Origin of the sequence: Cohnella lupini (assembly GCF_003386205.1) — a bacterium.
In the GTDB taxonomy this organism is placed as follows: domain Bacteria; phylum Bacillota; class Bacilli; order Paenibacillales; family Paenibacillaceae; genus Cohnella; species Cohnella lupini.
Window position 1 is genome coordinate 1 of record NZ_QRDY01000037.1, and the last position, 21,817, is coordinate 21,817.

Genomic DNA, 21,817 nt, shown 5'->3' on the forward strand with positions numbered 1-21,817 from the left:
ATCTAACATTTTGCCTTCGTGCCGAGCGATTTAAAAGAAACTTTAACCTACGTGGAGCACCATGCGTTGACTTTCACGTTCATAGCAGTCGGAAAGACCGACTATGGCAAATAGTCTCCACGCAAAGCGAATTTGTGATAAATAATACTTGTATTTATTTTCTAAATTAAACGTCACTTCCGTCCGAAGACGAAAGTGACGTTTAATTTAGTCCATATTGTATTAGGTAAATGCGCGTTGAACCAGTAGTACCCCATAGGGTTCGAGTTCTACGCTCCCGACAAGTGACCGATTATCGAGCAGGTTCAATGTCGACTCCAAGAAATTCAATCGAACCGGTTCGTGGCTATAATTGAGCAGGAACACGATATCGCCCCGGATAGCGATTTCGACTTGTTTGGGGAGCTCGACCCAGCCGTCCGCGGGCGAGGATACGTTGATCCGATCGAGGATGCCATGGACGACATCCTCGGTAAAGGCGGATCCGAAATACCAACCCCAACCGTTCCCGTGCCGATTCCGAGTGAGCGCCGCCTCACCCGAATAGTATGCGGACGTGTAGGTAGCCATAATCTCCGCCGTGTCGGATTCCAGGTTCAATACTTCGTTGAATAAAGCCGTAGAAATCTCCGCCGCGCCTTCATCGTTCCACTGCACGGACGCCGCCGGATAGCTTGGATTGCATAACGTGAAATCCTCCACCGAGATTCCGCACCAGTCGGCGGCGAGGCCGGGGAAGGGAATCATACGGCATTGGCCGCGTTGATCTTTGTAACCCGTCCTGGCGCCCATAATGAGAGTGCCGCCGCTTCTGACGTACGCATCCAGCAGACTGGCCCGTTCCTCGGTCAATATGGTGGCATGGGAATACACGAGTACAGGGTAACGCTGCAATTGTTCTAGCGTTGTTCCTTCGCGCATATAGACGACATCAATCGGAATATGCCGTTCCTGCAACGCCTTTTGCCAGGAATCGCGGCTTTTCCATCTGAGCGGCGTGACCCAAACGTCGTATTCGGCATCCCATTTGTTATCGTAATCTTCCAGAAAAGCGAATCGTGCTCTAAAGTTCTTTCCTGTAATCAATCCGCCTACTTTGCCGAGTTCCTCTCCGATTCTAGCGGCTTCCCGAACCCTCCGATTAGGACGATTGTGGTAGTCGTTTATGCCGTGCCAATAAATCTCGGTGCCCATCGTGGCGGTTCTCCATCGGAAGTAGAGCAGCATATCCGCTCCGTGCGCGATGGACTGATAAGTCCATAGACGCATCTGGCCGGGTCTCGGCGCGGGCATGTCCATTCGGTTAACCCATCCTCCCGGGCCGGATTGCTGTTCCATGACGCAAAATTGTGGAGAAATCGAACGAGCCTCGCTCAAGTTCAGGCTCCATTTGCGATCCCGCAACGAGCTTTCGTTATTCGGATCCTCTAAAGAGCTGAATTGAGGATAAGAGTCATAGGAGAAGAAGTTCAGAAGCCCTTCGTTCAAGGCATGATTGTCCAATCTCCCGAAAATACCGTTCGTCGTTATCCAGTGATTCGGAGCATACCGCCGAATCGTATCGGCTTGCAGGCGGGCGAACGAAATCGCGTTATCGGAAATAAATCTTTTCTCGTCGAGCAGCTGGTGCGGGTTTGGAGAATTGGATGGAGTAGGCCGGGATAAGAAAACTTGCTCCCAGTCCGTATAAGTTTGGCTCCAGAAAACGGTCCCCCAAGCTTCGTTAAGCTGGTCCAATGTATGATACTTGTTCTTTGCCCATTGACGGAAGGCGATATGATCGGCGTCGGCATGGAATTCGCTCGTCTCGCAGTTCAACTCATTGTCGATCTGCCATCCAACGATGGAAGGGTGGTTACGATAGTGTTCGGCCATCATGCGGGCGATTCGTTCGCAGTAGAAGCGGTACACGGGGCTGCTGTAGTTATAATGCCTTCGCTGACCGTGCCGGTAGAGAACTCCGTCTTGACGGGCATTTAGCACTTCCGGATATCTATGCGTTAACCAAGCGGGAGGAGTAGCCGTTGGCGTACTCATAATCACCTTCAACCCGTATCGATGGGCCGCATCGAGCGCGCGGTCGAACAGTTCAAATGAGAACGTTCCGTCTTCAGGCTCGAACAAGGTCCAGGCGAATTCCGCAACCCTTACGATGCTGAACCCGAGCTCCTTCATGCGTCGGAAGTCGTCTTCCCACAACGATTCGTTCCATTGCTCGGGATAATAACATACGCCTAGTTGAAAGGAATCCGATCCTAATAATTTCGAAGTCATTGAGTATGCCCCTTTGATTGTCGTAGTAATATCGCGTCATCTGATGATATTGTAAACCTATTCAAAACCGCGTTATATAACATATTATTATCATTGATAGCAATATCTTGTGAAATGCGGTGCGTAAATGAGGCTACACTATTACTTGCCGAAGCCCGGCTTCGGGAGATACGCGGTGTTTCCGGAATCCTGCGGACATTACGAACGGGAGCCCGAGCACGGGGAACATAGACCGAAGGGATTATCTACTTACTATGTCGTGCACCTTCTCTTCGAAGGGAAGGGAACGGTCACGCATAATGGGAATACGACCGAGCTTCAGCCAGGTCAAGGCTTCTTGTATGCGCCGGGAGAACAACAGAAGTACGGCTCCGATCGAAAGGAACCGTGGGCCGTGGATTGGATTCACTTTTACGGAGCGGGAGCGGACGCGTTATTGGAGGGAAGAGGTAGAGGCGAGCCGTGGCTGTTCACCTTTGGCCGCCAAGAACGGATTCGTTCTTTGACGGATAATCTATTGCGGTTGTCGTCGGTTTACGAGAGCGGAAACGAAACGAAGATATCGGCTTTACTGTACGAGCTGTTGATCGAGCTATTGAGAAGTTCCGAAGCTGTATCTGCCGCGCCGGGCCTGGACTATCAAGAGAGAATGCGCAAGACGGCCGACGAAATGTCGGAGCGATGCGAGGAAGCGTGGGATTTGGAGCGCATGGCCAGACGCGCCGGATATAGCCCGACGTATTTCTGCCGGTTATTCCAACGCGTGCTGGGAAGGTCGCCCGCATCCTTTCTCCAAGAAGCGAGAATCGCGAGAGCGAAGAAGCTATTGGTGCTGGGAGGACTTACCGTCAAGAAGATCGCCGAGCAATCGGGATTTAATCAGAGCAGTTATTTTATCCGCCGGTTCAAGGAGCGGGAAGGCCTTACGCCCGAACAGTACCGACTTCTCTATAACAAGTCGGACAACTCGGCGGAAGAGAGTTAACCCGCGAACTCTTCCTTTATGCGTCGAAGCAGCGATGCGTCGGTCAATACGTCGCATGCGGTATTCGCAAGCATGGTTGCGCCGAACGTCATAGCTTCGTATGCACGATCGGACTGTGCGGCATCCCTGAATTCGATCGTATGCAATTGGAATGGTTCATCTACGACTTTAATGAAGGGGTGGATGACGGGACAGCGAAGGGATACGTTGCCGAGATCCAAGGAGCCGTGATCGTTGCTCAAGTGAATTTGTTCCGGAGCGATTCCGCTTGCGATCAAATTCGCCGTGAATGCTTCGGACAGCGCCTCGTTTGTACGCAGCTCGTCATAAGAATACTCGTAATTGCTGACGGACATTTTGCATCCCGTCGCGATTCCGGCCGCTTCGGCGCAGGCGGTTACTTTGCGCGCGAGCTCGTCGGTATAGGCGCGGGCTGCGGATCTCACATAGAATTGGGCAGCCGCGTAATCCGGAATAATATTCGGGGCTTGTCCGCCGCTGGAGACTATGCCGTGGATCCGGGCATCGCTGCGTGTCTGCTGCCGCAGGGCGTTGACGGAATTGAACAATTGCAATACCGCGTCCAATGCATTAATGCCTTGGTCGGGGTTGGCGGCGGCATGCGCGGCTTTGCCGTGAAATTCGAACTGCAGGGCATCCATGGCCAGGGACGATCCCGATCGTTCGTAACTATGGTAAGGATGTGCCATAATCGCGATATCGCAATCGTCGAATAGTCCCGCTGCGGCCATATCGATCTTGGCGCCTTTCGTTTCTTCGGCCGGAGTTCCGTATACTCTGATCGTTCCGCCCGTCTGATCGACGATCGCTCGCAAGCCGGCCGCCGCGCCGAGCGCCATCGTACAGATCAGGTGATGGCCGCAGGCATGTCCGATCTCCGGCAAAGCATCGTATTCCGCGAGCAAGCCGACGATCGGGCCGGTCTTGGCGGAACGATATTCGGCCACGAATGCGGTCTCGAGTCCTAGAGTCCCCGTTTGGACTTGATAACCAAGGGATTCCAATTCCGAGACGAGCAGGGCGGATGCTTGTTTTTCCTCGTGCCCGAGCTCCGGATGCGCACCGATGAAGGCGGCGATTTCCGTTAAACGCGAGGAATAGGTTTCTATCGTTTGTTGTATCGTTTTTTTAGGATCGATCATCTGTTTAGGCTCCTCTTCTTCAAGTGCTCAATTGCTTTAATCGTAGTCCTTTCCGGAGACGGAATCAAGCCAGGGAAGTCGTTTTCTGCTCAGGCATTGTCTTATTCTATGTGTAAAATTTCCTATAGCTCATTACGACATGTCGTAAATTTATAGTTTAAATGACACTTAAACTCATTATAAATGAATGATTAGTTGTGTACTCTGTTATTGTTGTCGTATATTTTTAGTAAGTGAGCCAAGGAGGCTACCTCATGATTCGGATAGGCAAAATCAGTTATTGGCACGTGCATGCGGATGATTACACGAAGCAGGCTTTAGAGCATCCTTCCACGGAGTTGGTCGCGATATGGGATGAACAATCCGAGCGCGGACAAGCTAAGGCGGCTCAGTATGGCGTTCCTTATTTTGCTTCGTTGGACGAGATGCTGGCTCGGGATGACATAGATGCCGTTATCGTAGACGCGCCGACGAATATTCACCGAGAAGTGATGGTGAAGGCAGCACGCGCGGGCAAGCATATTTTCACGGAGAAGGTAATCGCTCCGACGAACAAGGAAGTGGAAGATATCCTAGCGGCCGTTCGGGAAGCGGGCGTGAAGTTCGCGGTGTCGCTGCCTCGCCTTAACGACGGTTCAACGCTTACCATACAACGGGTAATTCAAGAAGGATCGCTTGGCAAGCTTACGATGGCTCGCGTCCGGCTTTCCCATAACGGTGCCACCAAGGATTGGTTGCCGGCCCATTTCTATTCGAAAGAACAGTGCGGCGGTGGGGCGTTAATCGACCTCGGATGCCACCCTATGTACCTGGTAAGGCTCTTCCTAGGAATGCCGGAGAGCGTCAGCGCAACTTTCGGATACGTAACCGGCAAGGAAGTCGAAGATAACGCCGTTGCTATTCTTCGCTACCCGGAAGGCGCTATAGGTATCGTGGAAGCTGGCTTTGTAAACAGCCACTCTCCATTCTCCATCGAATTGCACGGTACGGAAGGCTCGCTGCTATTCGGCTTCCCGGACGGAAAGCCGGTAGTGCGCTCGAATGGCGGCAATAGCGAATGGGAATCGCTCGAAATAGATCAACCAATTCCCGGAGCGTTCAGTCAGTGGGTTGGACATATCGTTAACGGTACGGAAGCGACGGAAAATATCGCAACGGCGGTCGATCTGACCCGCCTGATGGAGGCTTCGACTCGTTCGGCTGCGGAAGGTCGCGCGGTTAAGCTCGACGAGTTGGCTTGATTCTAGATAATCGTTGAGGGGGAGACCGGATGGCGGAGGAAACGGGCAAAGCCGACAATGGCTCGAAGAGGCAGCACGATCGTAAATCCGCCGCCAACCCCGGTCCTTTTCCATATGCTCGAATGGTTAACAAGATGGATGCCCTTGATCGGCTGGAGCTGCAGTTCCGTTGGGGCGACTATGGAATTCGGGTACTTCGTTGCCACCTTGCCAGCTTCCCGCCTGGTCAAATCATTAACTTCCACAAGCATTCCGAGTATGAATTCCACTATATCGCGAAGGGCAAAGGGAAGGTTATTCTCGTCGATCAGCCCCACGATCTTCACGAAGGACTTTTCTATCTGACCGGGCCTGATTTAATTCATTACCAGGAGTCCGACGAGGAAGACCCGATGCACGAATTGTGCTTGCATCTGGACATCGTCTTGCTTGCTGAACAACGGACAGGGACCGGTTGGGGCGATGAGTTGGAAACGAACGAGGCGAAGGAATGCCTAACCTCGCTTGACCGAATGCCGGCTATTCCGGTCGTCGACCGATTTCACGCGATGAACGGTTTTCTTGAGGCTTACCGGATATGGGAGGAGCAACCCGCCGGCTTCTATACGTTGATGAAGCAAGCGATCGTGCAAATTCTTCTACGAACGACCCGCGTGTTCGATAGCCCGGAAGGAAAGCCAGGAATACCGGAGCGGGACATGAACTTCCATCGTTACCAGCTCGCGACTCAATATATTCAGGACAACGAAAGCTTGCCGATTTCCTTGGAGCAGGTTGCGGAGACGATCAATATAAGCCCGCGTCAGCTGCAACGAATTTTCCGCAGCGAGGGGCAGACGACCTTCCGCGATTATTTGGAACACGTTCGGTTATCGGGTATCTGTTCCGACTTGATTCACACCGACAAACCGATCGAAGAGATTGCGTTGAATCACGGATACGCGAATCCGAATTACCTGTATCCCGTGTTCAAGGGGAAATACGAAGTAACGCCAACGGTGTATCGCAAGCTGCACGCGGGAGATGCCCGAGTACGTTAAACACTAGACGAAGAGAGAAGGAATGGATATCATGAGCAAGCATTTGCGTATCGGAATTATCGGAAGCGGCGGGATCGCCAGAGCTCACGTATCGGCTTACAGAAAACTGCCTTTTGTGGAAATCGTTGCGGTTGCCGACGTTATTCCGGGCAAAGCCGGCCAATTCGTCGAAGCGGAGCAACTCGTGGGTGCGGCTGCTTACGACGGTCACCAGAAATTGCTGGAGCAGGAGCTTGACGGCGTCAGCATTTGCACGCCGAACGTATCCCACCATATTACGACCGTAGATGCGTTGCGCGCGGGTAAACAGGTTTTACTTGAAAAACCGATGTCCGTTACTTTTCAAGAGGCGCTCGAGATGACGCAAACGGCACGTGAAACGGGCAATATGCTGACGTTGGGCTTCCAGCCTCGTTACGATCCGAACATGAAGCTGCTGCAAGACATCGTGCAATCGGGCAGACTTGGTAAGGTGTACTATGCCGAAACGGGCGGCGGCCGTCGCCGCGGAATGCCGGGCGGAACGTTCATCAGCAAGAAGCTTGCGGGTGCCGGCGCGATGGCGGATATCGGATGTTACTCGCTCGATATGGCTCTGAACGCCATGGGATATCCGCGTCCGTTAACGGTGTCCGCGTTCACGTCGAACCACTTCGGCAGCAATCCGCTCTATCATCCGGAAGCCAGCAAATTCGAGGTTGAAGATTTCGGAGTGGCGATGGTGCGTTTCGAGAACGATCTCGTGCTTCAATTCAAGATTTCATGGGCGATGCATATGGATACGCTAGGCGCGACGATGTTCCTTGGCACGGATGCAGGGCTTAAAGTCACGCCGGCGGGCAGCGGGCCATGGTCGGGCGTATGGGACGGAGCGATCGGGGACATGACGTTGTTCCATGATGAATACGGCGGTCATACCCAGACTCCGATTCCTCTGATCGGACATAAGCTCAACCTGTTCGACGAGAAGGTGAGAGATTTCGCCGAGGCGGTAAGAGACGGACGTCCGGCTCCGATTCCCGGAGAGCAGATTCTCATTCAGCAAGCGATCATCGATGGCGTACTCCGCTCGGCGGAAGCGCGTCGCGAGGTTTCTATCGAACTACCGTAACCATTAGGAGTTTGAAGAGGTAACTATACAAAAAACCGCATGCGATTCATCATCGCATGCGGTTTTTTGAACTACCAGAAAGTATGGAATTTTTGAACTCTGTAACCTCATCTGATAGGTCGATACAAACGTTTACTGCCGTCCCAAGGACGCGAATCCGTTTTACTTGTCTACTAAGATTTTAATAGATTTCGGGCTACCCCTATCGAGGAAGGGCTATAAGGAAGTTGGAGAAAGCGCGCCAAAGGTCGAAATAAGCGTTCGTGGCAGAGCTCCAGCAAACCAACCAAGCTCCAGACCCTCGTGTAAGCATAAAAAGTATGGTTAGAGCTCGGAGTGGGTTAGTTTTCGAAGCTCTAAGCATAAAAAGTATGGCTACAGCTCGAAGTGGGTTAGTTTTCGGAGCTCTAAGCATAAAAAGTATGGCTACAGAGCTCGGAGTGGTTGCGCTAACACAGCTCGGCTGAATTGACCGTGTCACGCACGGCTATTTTGCGGAAAGGATCGCTCTCAATTTGGCGGTGAATGAAAGTCATCCATTTCAAATACGATGTGTTTCATTGTATGTCTGAAGCATGTTCAAGAAATAAGCTGGATAAAGATGTTTTTTATGACTATTGGCCTCCGATTGTTCTATTCCATTCAGAAACACGATCTAAAGTGATGTTCTTCATCGTACTTTGATTGCAAAAGCGCCCAGCAGCTCCAATAACGATGATTCCCATTCTACTTCTCTTGACTTACAACCTTTGATAGCTCGCATTTGGTCAAATCGTACCGCAGAGCAAGCTTTTATCTCGAAGTGAAAGACGGCGAAGCCGGTTTTACTTGCGCGGCAACAAACGGATCATACGCCGGAATAGGCCATGAACCCGCCATCGATCGGGATGACGGTTCCGGTCACGAACCCGGAGGTTTCCTCGTCCGCCAGCCATAGCAACGTTCCGATTAAATCCTCGGGAACACCGAATCGCCTCATCGGCGTATGGGAGAGGATCTTGTTAGAGCGTTCGGTCAAAGTCCCGTCGGGGTTAGTCAATAGGCTGCGGTTCTGCTCGGTCAAGAAGAAACCCGGCGCGATGGCGTTAACTCGAATTCCCGCCTCGGCGAGATGAACCGCAAGCCATTGGGTGAAATTATTTATGGCTGCTTTAGCGGCGCTATAAGCGGGAACCTTAGTCATCGGACTAGGAGCGCTCATCGAAGAAAGGTTGATGACGACGGCACCCGGACGTCCGATCATTCCTTTGGAGAACACCTGGGTTGGAATCAAAGTACCGATGAAATTCAAATCGAATACGCCGCGAAACCCTTGTACGCTCAAATCGAAGAAGGTCGTTACATCCCGATGGTTCAAATCTTCCGTTAGGAAGATTTCATGGGTCGTATTGGCGCTCGGATGATTGCCCCCGGCCCCGTTGATCAGAATATCGCAAGGTCCGTAAGCCTCGCGAACGCGCAATTCGGCTTCCTTGACGCTATCGGCATCGGTCACATCGCAAACGGTAGCCATAGCTTCGAATCCATCACTACGAATTCGTTCTGCGATGGCGTTGCCTTTCTCCGCGGTCCGGTTCAGAACCGCCACCTTCACGCCTTGCCGCGCAAGCTCGAAAGCCATCTCCCGGCAAAGAATTCCCGAACCTCCGGTGATAACCGCGACCTTCCCTTCTAAAGACGAATGCTTAGGCCATTCCCTAATGACGGCTCCCTCCTTTCGCTTAACGTTCGTAAGCGTTCAAGCGCATCCCATGCTCCCCAAAGATACATAATACCTAGCGCGCGATCGTAAAGACCGTAACCCGGGCGGCTTATTTCACCCCAAATATGTCTTCCGTGATCGGGCCGGCAGTAGCCCTTGAAGCCCTCGTCATGGAAGGCTTTCACGATACCGGCGATATCGACGGTTCCATCTTGCGTCCGATGCGACGTCTCGATAAAGTCGCCGTTCTCGTAAACGCGCACGTTACGTATATGGGCAAACGGAATTCGATCGGCAAACTCTCGAATCATTGAAACGATGTCGTTGTCCGGGTTTGCTCCAAGAGAACCGCTGCACAGCGTAATGCCATTTGCGGGGCTGTCATACAGATTCAGAAATCGGCGTAAATTCGTTTGGTTAGTGATAATTCTAGGCAATCCGAAGATCGGCCAAGGCGGGTCGTCCGGATGGATTGCCATTTGAATGCCGAGACGTTCTGCTACGGGAATGATCGCTTCAAGAAAATACTCTAGATTGCTCCAAAGACGTTCTTCCGTGACGCCCCGGTAGGATTCGAATAAAGTCGCCAAGCGCGCAAGCCGCTCCGGTTCCCAACCGGGCATGCTTAAATCCCCATTGCTAACTATCATACGAACAAGCTCGGAAGGATCGATATCGGTCGTTTTGGCTTTTTCGAAGAAAAGCGCCGTCGAGCCGTCTTCCAATGGTTTGCGAAGGTCCGTCCGTACCCAGTCGAACACGGGCATGAAGTTGTAGCAAACGACTTTGACTCCGACAAGCGCGAGCTTCTCGAGCGTACGAATGTAGTTATCGATGTAGCGATCTCGGGTCGGCAATCCCAACTTTATGTCCTCATGTATGTTTACGCTTTCAACGACATCGAGATGAAGTCCGGCTATTTCGGCTTGATCCCGAACGGCCGAGACGGCATCCATCGGCCATTCTTCTCCTACCGGACAATCATGGAGTGCCCATACGATGCCCTCGACACCCGGAATCTGCCTGATCTGTTGCAGGGAAACGGTATCGTTGCCTTCGCCGAACCATCGAAAAACCATGCGCATCCTTACACCGCCTTTTTATCTGATATAATTCGGATAAATAGCTTTTAACTGATTCATATTCGAGATATTCAGGTTCAAATGCTTCTTCATCACGCTTTCGGCTTGGTCGGGATCGCGTCTTCGGATCGCATCCGCCATATCCTTATGCTGTTCTAGCAGAGGCATCCAATGCCGATCGGTTATCAGCCACAGCATTCGGCTCCGGTTCAGGTGGGAGTTCATCTGCTGGATAACATACCAGGTTTGAAGCTTGCGGCATCCCTCGAATAATATTCGATGAAACGCTTCGTCCAGCTCGAACATTCGTTGGTAGTCCCAATCCACCATGTTCACTTGCTGCAATTCGAGGTTCGCTTCCAATTGCTCAAGCATCCGTTCGGGAAAGCTCTCGCAGGCAAGCCTGATGACCGCTTTCTCGATTTGTTCCCTCATGAAACGCCCTTCCTCGACGAGCTCGGAATCGATAAGGGACACCTGGGTCCCGCGCTGCGGCAATACGTTCACCAGCCCTTCCTGGGCAAGCCGAACGAAGCTTTCCCTTACGGGAGTACGGCTCGTTTGGAATACCGAAGAGGTTTCTTTTTCGGACACAACCGTGCCCGGAAGCAATTCCAGAGTCAAGATCTGCTGCTTTAACCGGGTATAGACGGAGTTCCCTGCGGATTCTCGCTGAGGTGGATTCAAGTTCATCTCCTCACCTCCTATTATTTTCCTCCCATACTACCACACTAGTATGGTAGTATGAAACTGTAATTTTCATCTCCTAAAATAAGAGAATCCTCTAGTATTCTGGTAAACTAAATACAAGATGCAATAATTGGGGGGATGGTTTGATGCATTTACATAACGCTATCCTGGTCGACGACGAAGTATATACTCGCAAAGGCTTAATGAAACTGATCGATTGGGAGGCATGCGGCTTTCGAATTGTAGCGGAGGCAGACAACGGCGAGGATGCTCTGGAGCTCATCGAGCGCATTCGGCCGGATCTGGTCATCACTGATATTACCATGCCCGTACTGGACGGTCTTGAGCTTATCCGGCGCATCGTCGAGGAAAAGACGGTAAGTCCAGTATTCATTATCATAAGCGGCTACAGCGACTTTAAATATGCGCAACAAGCCGTACGATACGGAGTTCACGATTTCATTCTTAAGCCGATAGACGAGATAGATTTCTCCAAAACACTTAGAAAGCTAAATGAGAGGCTTAAACAGAATCGGGTAGAGTATGTCCGGAATGAGCGGTTGTTGACCGGTGCCATGATCGAATCGCTCATTAAAGGGGAGGCAGACGAAGCTTTCGTGGCCGAATGGGAACAACGCTTGATGCTTCGTCCAAACGACCGATTGTTCTACATGTTCGCTGAACTGAACGACAACCATCCGTGGCGTCAAAGCGGGGTTCAAGCGCCTACGGCGTCTTTCAAGGAGATCGTTCATCTCGCGATTCGTCATGAGACCGGGGACGATCAGCCAATCTACTTGCACGAGCATCGAAATCGTATCGGCATTCTCGTGCCTGATAGGGTGCTCGAACGGTTCGGAGGAGAGGTTCGGCTGTTTGCGCTAAGAATTAAGGAAGCGCTTTCCGAAGCGGACTGCAGCATTTTTCTTTATTTCGGAACACCTGTTTTCCGCCTGATGGACGTCCCGCAATCCTATAAGACAGCCAAGGAAGCGTTATTGTACAAATATATCCATGACGACGGCCGTATCGTCATTTACGATCAGGTTCGATCGGAGGGGCTGAATTACGTCGGTATCGATGCCGGCGATTTCAATCGGTTCATCGAACAAATCGAAGAGCTGCAATCCGATGCGGTGAAAGCGACTATCGACTCATTGTTTCTGGATTTTCGCGATAAAAGATATGCCCCGGAAGCCGTCAAAATGAACATTCATCAATGCGTGCTCGGAGTTACCAAAGCGATCCGCAGCATGGACGGAGATGAACGGTCCCTCGCGTCCTTGGAGCCGATTGTCGGTTGGCACGACTTGAACTTGTCGTTATCCGAATTGAAGAGGCTGTTCACCGAGTTCGTCGTTGAAAGTCAGAACTGCATAGCGCATTTGCGGAAGGTGCAATTGAAGGGAGCTATTCAGAAAATTCGCAGCTACATCGAGGCGAATTATTCGAGCAATATCAGCCTGAAGAGCATCGCCGCCGAGTTTTACATCAATCCGGTCTATCTCGGACAGCTGTTTAAGAAAACTTACGGAGTGTATTTCAATGACTTTCTATTGCAAATAAGAGTGAACGAAGCCAAGAAGCTGCTACGGCAGTCGTCGGATATGCGCATCTATGAGGTAGCCGAGAAGGTGGGCTTCAGCAGCGCGGATTATTTCGTCACGCAGTTCGAGAAGATCGAACGCATGACGCCAACGGAATACCGGAATAAATTGCTGTAACCCGACCATCCGACAAAGGGGAATTTCCGCATGAAGCCGAGTCTGAGCCTGAATAACGTCCGTTTGCGCAACAAGATGCTGATCCTCTATATTTTGTCCGTCTTCGTTCCGATCGTCTTAACGAACGTGATCTTCTATCGCGTAACGACGGAGAACGTAAAAAACCAAAGGATGAAGGATATTTCGAGAGCGGTAGAACAGATCAAAAACGAGTTTCAGGCTAAAATCGAAGCTACGATAACGGTTTCGATGGTTTTCAATACGGACTTTAACTTAAACGAAATACTGGAAATGAAATACGAGAATCCGGTCGATTACATTGAAGTCTACGACTCCTATTTTCGACGGATATTGAACAGCTATACCCCGGCGTATAACGATGTCCAGAATATTAAGATTTATATCGACAATCCGACCATGCTGCACTCCGGCGGCGTCGGAGACATCACGCCCGAAGTGAAACAATCGGATTGGTACCACGCGCTTAAAGATAGCAAATCCTCGCAGCCTGTCTTCGTTCGAACGGAAAGAGAGGATTCATACTCCAAGAACGGTGGCACGAGGGACGTGTTCAGCGTTATTCGTAGAATGAATTATTACGGCTCGAAAAATCAGTTCGAAAAAATATTGAAAATCGAGATGAAAACAACTTCGATACAGCAAATTTTCCGAAACCTTAATTTGAATGGAAACATTTACTTAATTAACAACGATAATCAGATCGAATATACGACCGATCCCCATGTCGATTGGACGAAAGTTTCGTTGGACTATTCATCGCTCGTATTCCCGTCCGACGCGATAGAAATTGAAACGAAATACGAGAATGTCAGTTATTTGGAAGGATGGCGCATCGTAGGTACGATCTCGTCCGAGGAGGTACTGAAGGAGGTACGCCAATCGCGGGAGTTCGTTTTCGTGCTCGCCTGTATCAATATCCTCTTGCCGACGTTGATCATTTTATGGATTACTCGATCGATGAACGTAAGGCTGAGGCACATTCTCAAACATATGAAGAAAGTGAAGAACCAAAATTTCGATACGATTAAACAAGTCGAGTATCACGATGAGATCGGTCAATTAACGAGCGAATTCAATCGTATGACCATACAAGTGAAAAGCCTGATCGACGATGTATATGTCGCGGATATACAGAAGAAATCGCTCGAACTCGAACGTCGACAAGCGCAATTGAACGCCCTGCAAAGCCAGATCAATCCGCACTTTTTATTTAATGCCCTCGAGACCATTCGAATGCGCAGCGTGGTCAAGAACGAGACGGAAACGGCCAAAATCATTCATAACATGGCCAAAATATTCCGGACTTCGCTCACCTGGAGCAAAGATCGGGTTACGGTAAGCGAAGAAATGGAATTCATCGTATGTTTCCTGGAAATTCAAAAATATCGGTTCGAGGACCGATTGGAATATCATCTGATCGTCGATCCGTCGGCGCGAACCTGCATCGTGCCCAAAATGATGTTTTTGCCGTTCGTGGAGAATGCAAGCATACACGGAATTGAACCCGTCAAGAGCGGCGGGAAGATCGAAGTACGCATCGAACGGGAACGGGATAATTTGGTGTTCGCTATTCGTGACAACGGCGTCGGGATGGATGAGGAGAAAGTGAATCGATTCTACGGCTTCCTGGATACGGAAGAAGAGATCGGGGAGAGGATAGGCGTGCAGAACGTCATCTATCGGCTGAAGCTTATTTACGGGGATCAATTTCAGTTCTTGATCGAAAGCGCGCCTAATCGGGGGACGTTTATTAAGCTGCGGATTCCTGTCGATGGGTTGTGACGATATATGCTTTTCAAAGTAAGGACTATAGTTTATTGGGTAAACAAAGCCCTCAAATCATTCTATAATGAAAGTGCTTACAAAAACATAATGCATGGAAGGGGCTCGAATCGTTTGTCAAAAAAATTATTATTATCTTGTTTGGCCGCTGTTCTGGTATTCACCGCAGCTTGTTCGAAAGATAACAAGAATAACGGTAGCGAAGCGTCGTCTAGTGCAGTTAGTAGCAGTCCTACAGCTTCGGAAAGCGCTCCGGCTTCGGAGCCAGCTTCGGAAGCCCCTAAGGACAAAGTAACCTTCAGCTACTTCCTTGGAGTAGCCAATGCACCGGATGTGAACACGAACGAGACGACAATCGGTAAAGTTCTCGAAGATCAGACCGGCGTCAACTTCAAAATCGAACACTTGGTAGGCGACCTGAAAGCGAAAATCGGTACGATGATCGCCTCTAACGATTATCCGGATGTCATCAACCCGGATGCCGGTATCGACCAACTTCTTGACGCAGGCGCTTTCATCGACCTGACCGACATGATTGAAAAATACCCGAATATTAAGCGCGTATACGGCCCATACCTTAGTCAAATGAAAGCGGCGGACGGCAAAATTTACTTCATTCCGTTCTCCAACGTCGTCGGCGGCTATACGGCGGATCCGAACATCAACCAAGGCGCGTTCTGGATACAACGCCGCGTGTTGAAAGAAGCGGGTTATCCGAAGATCAAAACGCTTGAAGAGTACATGAATCTGATCGAGGAATTCGTCGCCAAGCACAAAGACGAAAATTTGACCGGACTCGTTACCCTGACGCATGACTGGAGATTCTTCGCGACCTCCAACGTGCCGATGCACTTGGATGGGTATCCGAACGATGGCAACGTCGAAGTCGACATGTCAACATTCGAAGCAAAGACTTATTACACGACTGATTCCACTAAGAATTGGTTGCAAAAATTGAACGATTTCAATGCCAAAGGTCTTTTCGATAAAGCTTCCTTCGTAGATAACTACGATCAATATCTTGCTAAGCTCTCTTCCAAAAAAGTCGTCGGATTCTTCGATTACGGCTGGCAAACGGGCAATGCCCGCAACCTGCTGACGGACGCTGCAAGACAAGATCCAACGCAAGACGATTTCGTATACCAACCGATGCCGCTCACATGGGATGGCAGCAAAGACCAGCTACAAGATCCTCCGGGATTCGTTAAAAATCGTGGTATCGGCATCAGCGTAAGCGCAAAGGATCCAGAACGTATTATGGAATACTGGGATAACCTGCTGAAGGAAGAGAACCAAGTTCTTAGAAGCTGGGGGATCAAGGGCGAGACATATGAAGTGGACGACAAGGGTCGCTTCTTACGTACGGCAGAGCAAATCGCCAAAATCGACGAGCCGTTCAACCTGAAATTCGGATTCAGATACTATGCATGGGATTGGCCGCAATACGGCACGAATTCCACGCTAGCCGACGGCAACGCGCTTGCGCCGGGCTATCAACCGGAAGTATTCCAAATGAGCTTGACGGATGCGGACAAAATGATTCTCGAAAAATACGGCGTTAAAACGTACGCTGAGCTCTTCGCTGATCCGGACGAACGCGTGTGGTTCCCTGCATGGGGTATTCCGAAAGCACAAGGCTCGCCTGAACAAATTTGGGAAACGACGAAAGACGAAATCACGAAGAAGTTCTATCCGAAGCTTGTGCTGGCGAAACCGGCCGATTTCGACAAAGTATGGGACGAATATTTAACCGCATTCGGCAAGATTGACACCGCTGGATACGAAAAATGGTATACGGAACAAATTAAAGCCGCTATCGAAGCTGCCAAGTAAGCGATTATAAGTAATAAGCGAAAGGCCGGCTTATGCGTGCTAGTTGGCTCGCGCAAGTCGCCTTTCGCTTATTCTACTTAGTCTTGAACGGTCCGGAAGGAGAATGAATATGGACAGCAACATCGAATCTGAAACGTCTTCCATGACGTCTGATCAAAAGCCGACTGGACTGAAACTTTTCTTTAAGAAGCTCGTGCAACAACGGATGCTCGTCTTGATGTCGGTTCCTTTTCTCGTTTGGCTCTTTCTTTTCAAATACTTGCCGCTATGGGGTTGGACGACGGCCTTTCAGAAGTACCGACCGGCGAAAAGCTTCTCGGAACAAGAATGGGTCGGCTTCGATCAATTTACATTTCTTTTTCACGACGAACGATTTATGCGCGTGTTAAGAAATACGCTTGCTCAGAGCGGAATTAATCTTGTTCTTGGCTTTGTTACCGCGATTATTCTCGCGCTCTTGCTCAACGAATTACGCGGGGTTTTGTTTAAGCGTGTCGTACAAACGGTTACTTATATGCCGCATTTTCTCTCTTGGGTCGTTGCCGCAGGCATTATTCAAGCGACGCTCGCCCCGGATGGCATTATCAATGTGTTGATGATTAAATTAGGCATGATCGAGAAAGGCCAGGAAATATTGTTTCTCGGCATTCCGGAAGATTTCTGGACCATATTGGGACTAGGGACTGTTTGGAAAGACCTCGGGTGGAATACGATCGTGTACTTGGCCGCGATGGCTACGATCGATCCCGCGCAGTACGAAGCGGCGGAAATGGATGGAGCGGGGCGGTTCAGACGAATGTGGAACGTTACGTTGCCGGGCATCAAGTCGGTTATCGTCGTATTGCTTATCTTGAATATCGGGAATTTGATGGAATCGGGATTCGAGGCACAATATCTGCTTAAAAACGGGATGAACATCGACTATTCCGAGAACATTGATATATTCGTTCTCACTTACGGGATTAACCAAAGCAACTTTTCTCTAGCTGTCGCGGCAGGTATGTTTAAGAGTCTCGTCAGCATTGTATTGTTGTTCATCGCGAATAATATCGCGAAACGCGCAGGCGAGAGCAGACTGTTCTAAAGGAGGATCACCGGATGGCAAATCTAGCCACAGGAACTGCGCCCAAGAAGCTTTCCCGCAGAAACGCTTCGCTAGGAGACAGAATTTTCGACACCTTAAATATTATCTTCCTTTGTTTGCTGATGGTCGTCACCTTGTATCCTTTTTTGAACACGCTCGCGTTATCGTTGAACCGAGCGATGGATTCAATCAGGGGTGGCATCTATATTTGGCCGAGAGACGTGTCTCTTGAGAATTACAAATACGTGTTCCAGCAGTCGACGATATTCCATGCGACGTTGATCTCGATTCTCCGACTGGTCATAGGTTCGATTACAACCGTATTCTGTTCGGCAATGGTTGCGTATACGATCAGCCGGGAAGACTTCGTGCTGCGGAAATTCATCACGATTGCTTTCGTTCTGACCGCGTACGTTAATCCGGGTCTTATCCCGAACTATTTGAACATTCGCGATTTGGGCTTGATCGACAGCTTCTGGGTGTATATTTGGCCGGGCTTGATCGGCGTCTTTAACCTCATTCTTATCCGATCCTTCATCGATGGACTTCCGGATAGCATCCTGGAATCCGGGAGAATAGACGGAGCGGGTGAATTCAGGACGTTCTTCAGCATCGTCCTGCCGCTGTGCCTTCCTGTTCTTGCGACGGTAGCGTTGTTCACGGCGGTCTATCAATGGAACTCTTGGCTCGATGTATTCTTGTACAATTCATCGAATATCAAACTCAGTACGTTGCAATATGAGCTTCAAAAAATACTTCAAAATTCAAGCGCGTCTTCTTCGGCGGCAAGCGCGTTCTCGAATCCGGATGCCGCGGCGAACGCGGTTACGCCGCTCGCGGTACGCGCAACGATGACGATCGTAGCTTCAGTCCCGATGATCCTCATGTATCCGTTCTTGCAGAAGTATTTCGTCAAAGGGATGATGGTCGGCGGCGTGAAGGGTTAATGGGAGGATGATTGAATTGGTAGACAACATAAACCGAAGCATACCCAAATTATATGAAGCATTCCACGGTTGTTTCGATATCGGAGCGGCGGTGAACCCCCGAACGATAGCCCAGTCGGGGGATTTGATCGCCAATCATTATAATAGCTTGACCGCGGAAAACGAGATGAAATTCGAGAGACTTCATCCTTGGGAGAATTCCTATACTTTTGAAGCGGCCGACAAAATCGTCGATTATGCACGGGAGCACGGTAAGAAGCTGAGAGGACACACCCTCGTCTGGCATAATCAGGCTCCCGACTGGCTTTTCCAAGACGGCGAGGGAGGTCCGGTTAGCGGCGAGACGTTGCTTGCCCGCTTGAAATTGCATGTCGATACCGTTGTAAGGCGATACCAGGGAGATATTTACGCTTGGGATGTCGTTAATGAAGCAATAGCCGATGAAGGGCCCGAACTGCTGCGTTCTTCGCCATGGCTTGATATTGCCGGTCCGGGGTTTATCGCCAAAGCTTTCGAATTCGCCCACGAAGCGGATCCGAAAGCGCTGCTCTTCTACAATGATTACAATGAATCGCACCCGCAGAAGCGGGATAAGATTTACGAACTATTGAAATCGTTGCTCTCCCAAGGCGTGCCTGTGCACGGCATAGGCTTGCAAGCGCATTGGAACTTGTTCGATCCCGGATTGGATGAGATCCGGGCCGCGATCGAGAAGTATGCTTCGCTCGGCCTAGTGCTGCATCTGACCGAGATGGACCTGTCGCTCTTCCGTTTCGATGACGTAAGGGCCGATCTGACCGCACCGCCCGAAGAGCTTCTCGAGCTGCAAGCGCGGAAGTATGAAGCGGTTTTCAACCTGCTCCGGGAATACAAGGATGTCATCGATTCGGTTACGTTCTGGGGCGCCGCGGACGATTATACTTGGCTGGATAACTTTCCGGTTCGGGGCCGGAAAAATTGGCCGCTGTTATTCGATGAGAATCATCAGCCCAAACGGAGCTTCTGGCGAGTGGTGGACGGCCGATGAATGAGGCGTTGCATGCGGACGCCGCGTATGTAGGCTGGCTCGGATATCGACATCTTGAATCGGAGGAGCTTCTGAAATCGGGCGTAACTTGGTGCGGCAGGGTAGTTGTAGCCGAGGACGGCGAGGTTATCGGCTCCGCCGTAGCGGAGCTGATGAACGGAATCGAGTCTATGCTAGGTATTCGGCCGGCGTCTTCCGGTATTTCGGATGGCGACTATTGCATCGCGCTCGGTACGTTCGAAGGAGGCAACGAACTCGTCGCTCGAACTTTCGATGTAGCAACGCAAGCGGCGATCGGACCGGAAGGCTACGCCATCCGGACAAATTCGGAGGCAGGCTGCATCGCGATCGGAGCTTCTACGGCTGCGGGCATCCTATACGGCGTATTCCATTTTCTAAGGCTTCTGGGCACCGGCAGTACATCTGACTTGGAGTCGCTTGAGCTTGCGGAGAACCCTAAGAACGGGTTACGCATGATTAACCAATGGGATAATATCGACGGAAGTATCGAGCGCGGTTATGCCGGAAAGTCGATTTTCTACCTAAACAATGAGATTACGAACAATACGGAGCGAGTTCGCGATTATGCGAGGCTGTTAGCCTCCACGGGCGTTAACGCCATATCGATCAATAATGTGAACGTGCACCATTACGAAACGATGTTCTTGACGGATAAATATTTGCCGGATGTCGCGAGGCTGGCGGACGTGTTCCGCGCTTACGGCATCAAGCTGTTCTTGAGCATTAATTTCGCGAGCCCGATCGAAATCGGAGGACTTTCGACGGCCGATCCGCTTGATCCGGGCGTTAGAGAGTGGTGGGTCGCCATAACTAAGCAGGTCTATGCGGCGATCCCTGATTTCGGCGGATTTCTTGTCAAAGCCGATTCGGAGAACCGGCCTGGTCCGTTTACTTACGATCGCGACCATGCGGACGGCGCCAATATGTTGGCCGAAGCGTTACTGCCGCACGGAGGCGTCGTGATCTGGCGATGCTTCGTGTATAACTGCAAGCAGGATTGGCGCGACCGGTCGACGGACCGGGCAAGGGCGGCATACGATCATTTCACTCCGCAGGACGGCCGGTTTCACGACAACGTCATTCTGCAAATAAAGAACGGCCCGATGGATTTCCAAGTGAGGGAGCCTGTTTCTCCCCTATTCGGAGCGATGGAATCGACGAATCAAATGATAGAGTTCCAGATTACGCAGGAGTATACGGGCCAGCAAAGGCATCTGTGCTATCTAGTTCCGCAGTGGAAAGAAGCGCTCGACTTCGAAACCTATGCCAAGGAAGAAGCCTCCAGCGTCAAAAATATCATCAACGGCAGCGCGTACGGTAGACGTTACGGCGGAATAGCGGCCGTCTCTAATATCGGCGACGATGAGAATTGGACGGGTCATCTGCTTGCGCAGGCCAATTTGTACGGATACGGCAGGCTGGCTTGGGACACGGAGATTTCCGCGGAGGCGATTGCCGAGGAATGGGCAAGGCTTACTTTCGGCGGCGAGGAACGACTCGTCCGAACGATCGTTTCCATGCTGATGGAATCGTTGAGCATATACGAGTCGTATACGGCTCCGCTCGGAGTCGGCTGGATGGTTAATCCCGGACATCATTACGGGCCTGACGTGGACGGATACGAATATTCGAAGTGGGGTACTTATCACTTTGCCGATTGCCATGGCATAGGCGTCGATCGGACGGTCCAATCGGGGACGGGTTACGCGGGGCAATACATGGGAAGCAACGCTTATGTCTATGGATCCGTCGAGCGCTGCCCCGACGAACTCCTTCTGTTCTTTCATCATGTGCCGTATACGCACGTGCTCCATTCCGGCTCAACGGTTATTCAGCACATTTACGACTCGCGCTTTGACGGCGCGGAGCGGGCTGAGCAACTGAGAGAAGATTGGAACGGCCTCGAGGGTACGTTGGACGATGGGCTCCATAGGCAGGTAGCCGAGCGTCTGAAGGAGCAGGCGGAGCATGCCCGCGAATGGCGCGACAGGATGAATACTTATTTTTACCGCAAGAGCGGAATTGCCGACAAGCTAGGAAGGAAGATTTATTAGCCTCCGCCTCCGAATGAACGGCTTGTTTCCCGCTTG

The 21,817-nt window shown here is 50.8% G+C and carries 16 protein-coding genes; 11 read left to right on the forward strand and 5 right to left on the reverse strand.

Going from position 1 to position 21,817, the window contains the following annotated elements; all coding sequences use genetic code 11:
- Positions 1-222: 222 nt before the first annotated feature.
- Positions 223-2,274, reverse strand: a complete 2,052-nt coding sequence (locus DFP95_RS27190; protein WP_115995825.1) for a beta-galactosidase — start codon at positions 2,272-2,274, stop codon at positions 223-225.
- Positions 2,275-2,401: 127 nt separating this feature from the next.
- Between DFP95_RS27190 and DFP95_RS27195 the strand changes: the two genes are divergently transcribed.
- Entirely contained in the window at positions 2,402-3,259 is an 858-nt protein-coding gene (locus DFP95_RS27195; RefSeq protein WP_115995826.1) for an AraC family transcriptional regulator, read from the forward strand.
- On the opposite strand, the gene DFP95_RS27200 is transcribed toward DFP95_RS27195, so the two are convergent.
- Entirely contained in the window at positions 3,256-4,422 is a 1,167-nt protein-coding gene (locus DFP95_RS27200; protein ID WP_115995827.1) for a M20 family metallopeptidase, read from the reverse strand. The genes DFP95_RS27195 and DFP95_RS27200 overlap by 4 nt on opposite strands.
- A gap of 254 nt (positions 4,423-4,676) precedes the next feature.
- Between DFP95_RS27200 and DFP95_RS27205 the strand changes: the two genes are divergently transcribed.
- From DFP95_RS27205 to DFP95_RS27215, 3 genes are read left to right on the forward strand one after another with little or no spacing between them, the layout of a single operon-like run.
- Positions 4,677-5,663, forward strand: a complete 987-nt coding sequence (locus DFP95_RS27205) for a Gfo/Idh/MocA family protein (protein WP_115995828.1) — start codon at positions 4,677-4,679, stop codon at positions 5,661-5,663.
- A 29-nt stretch (positions 5,664-5,692) separates the two neighbouring features.
- Positions 5,693-6,703, forward strand: a complete 1,011-nt coding sequence (locus DFP95_RS27210) for an AraC family transcriptional regulator (protein ID WP_115995829.1) — start codon at positions 5,693-5,695, stop codon at positions 6,701-6,703.
- A 31-nt stretch (positions 6,704-6,734) separates the two neighbouring features.
- Positions 6,735-7,814, forward strand: coding sequence for a Gfo/Idh/MocA family protein (locus DFP95_RS27215; protein WP_115995847.1), 1,080 nt, complete (start codon positions 6,735-6,737; stop codon positions 7,812-7,814).
- A gap of 847 nt (positions 7,815-8,661) precedes the next feature.
- Here DFP95_RS27215 and DFP95_RS27220 read toward each other — a convergent pair.
- From DFP95_RS27220 to DFP95_RS27230, 3 genes are read right to left on the reverse strand one after another with little or no spacing between them, the layout of a single operon-like run.
- The gene (locus DFP95_RS27220; protein ID WP_115995830.1) at positions 8,662-9,516 is read right to left on the reverse strand and encodes an SDR family oxidoreductase; all 855 of its coding nucleotides are present in this window, start codon (positions 9,514-9,516) and stop codon (positions 8,662-8,664) included.
- Complete coding sequence (gene uxuA / locus DFP95_RS27225; RefSeq protein ID WP_115995831.1) at positions 9,486-10,601, reverse strand: mannonate dehydratase; 1,116 nt, start codon at positions 10,599-10,601, stop codon at positions 9,486-9,488. The genes DFP95_RS27220 and uxuA overlap by 31 nt, the downstream gene beginning before the upstream one ends.
- Positions 10,602-10,616: 15 nt before the next feature.
- Entirely contained in the window at positions 10,617-11,291 is a 675-nt protein-coding gene (locus tag DFP95_RS27230) for a GntR family transcriptional regulator (RefSeq protein ID WP_115995832.1), read from the reverse strand.
- Between the two features lie 143 nt (positions 11,292-11,434).
- Between DFP95_RS27230 and DFP95_RS27235 the strand changes: the two genes are divergently transcribed.
- The 7 genes from DFP95_RS27235 (at position 11,435) to DFP95_RS27265 (ending at position 21,781) form a co-directional block, all read left to right on the forward strand.
- Positions 11,435-13,012 carry a response regulator gene (locus DFP95_RS27235; protein ID WP_115995833.1) on the forward strand — a complete coding sequence of 526 codons (1,578 nt, stop codon included), beginning with the start codon at positions 11,435-11,437 and terminating at the stop codon, positions 13,010-13,012.
- Between the two features lie 30 nt (positions 13,013-13,042).
- A complete protein-coding gene (locus DFP95_RS27240) occupies positions 13,043-14,815 on the forward strand; it encodes a sensor histidine kinase (protein ID WP_115995834.1) in 1,773 nt (590 codons plus the stop codon).
- Positions 14,816-14,929: 114 nt separating this feature from the next.
- A complete protein-coding gene (locus tag DFP95_RS27245; protein ID WP_115995835.1) occupies positions 14,930-16,648 on the forward strand; it encodes a type 2 periplasmic-binding domain-containing protein in 1,719 nt (572 codons plus the stop codon).
- Positions 16,649-16,757: 109 nt separating this feature from the next.
- Positions 16,758-17,732 (forward strand): ABC transporter permease, encoded by a 975-nt coding sequence (locus DFP95_RS27250; RefSeq protein WP_245988014.1) that lies wholly within the window; start codon positions 16,758-16,760, stop codon positions 17,730-17,732.
- Positions 17,733-17,746: 14 nt separating this feature from the next.
- On the forward strand, positions 17,747-18,679 hold the full coding sequence (locus DFP95_RS27255) for a carbohydrate ABC transporter permease (RefSeq protein ID WP_115995837.1): 933 nt from the start codon (positions 17,747-17,749) through the stop codon (positions 18,677-18,679).
- 16 nt (positions 18,680-18,695) lie between these two features.
- Positions 18,696-19,706, forward strand: coding sequence for an endo-1,4-beta-xylanase (locus DFP95_RS27260; RefSeq protein ID WP_425453333.1), 1,011 nt, complete (start codon positions 18,696-18,698; stop codon positions 19,704-19,706).
- Positions 19,703-21,781, forward strand: a complete 2,079-nt coding sequence (locus DFP95_RS27265; RefSeq protein WP_115995839.1) for an alpha-glucuronidase family glycosyl hydrolase — start codon at positions 19,703-19,705, stop codon at positions 21,779-21,781. The genes DFP95_RS27260 and DFP95_RS27265 overlap by 4 nt, the downstream gene beginning before the upstream one ends.
- The last annotated feature ends 36 nt before the right edge of the window (positions 21,782-21,817 follow it).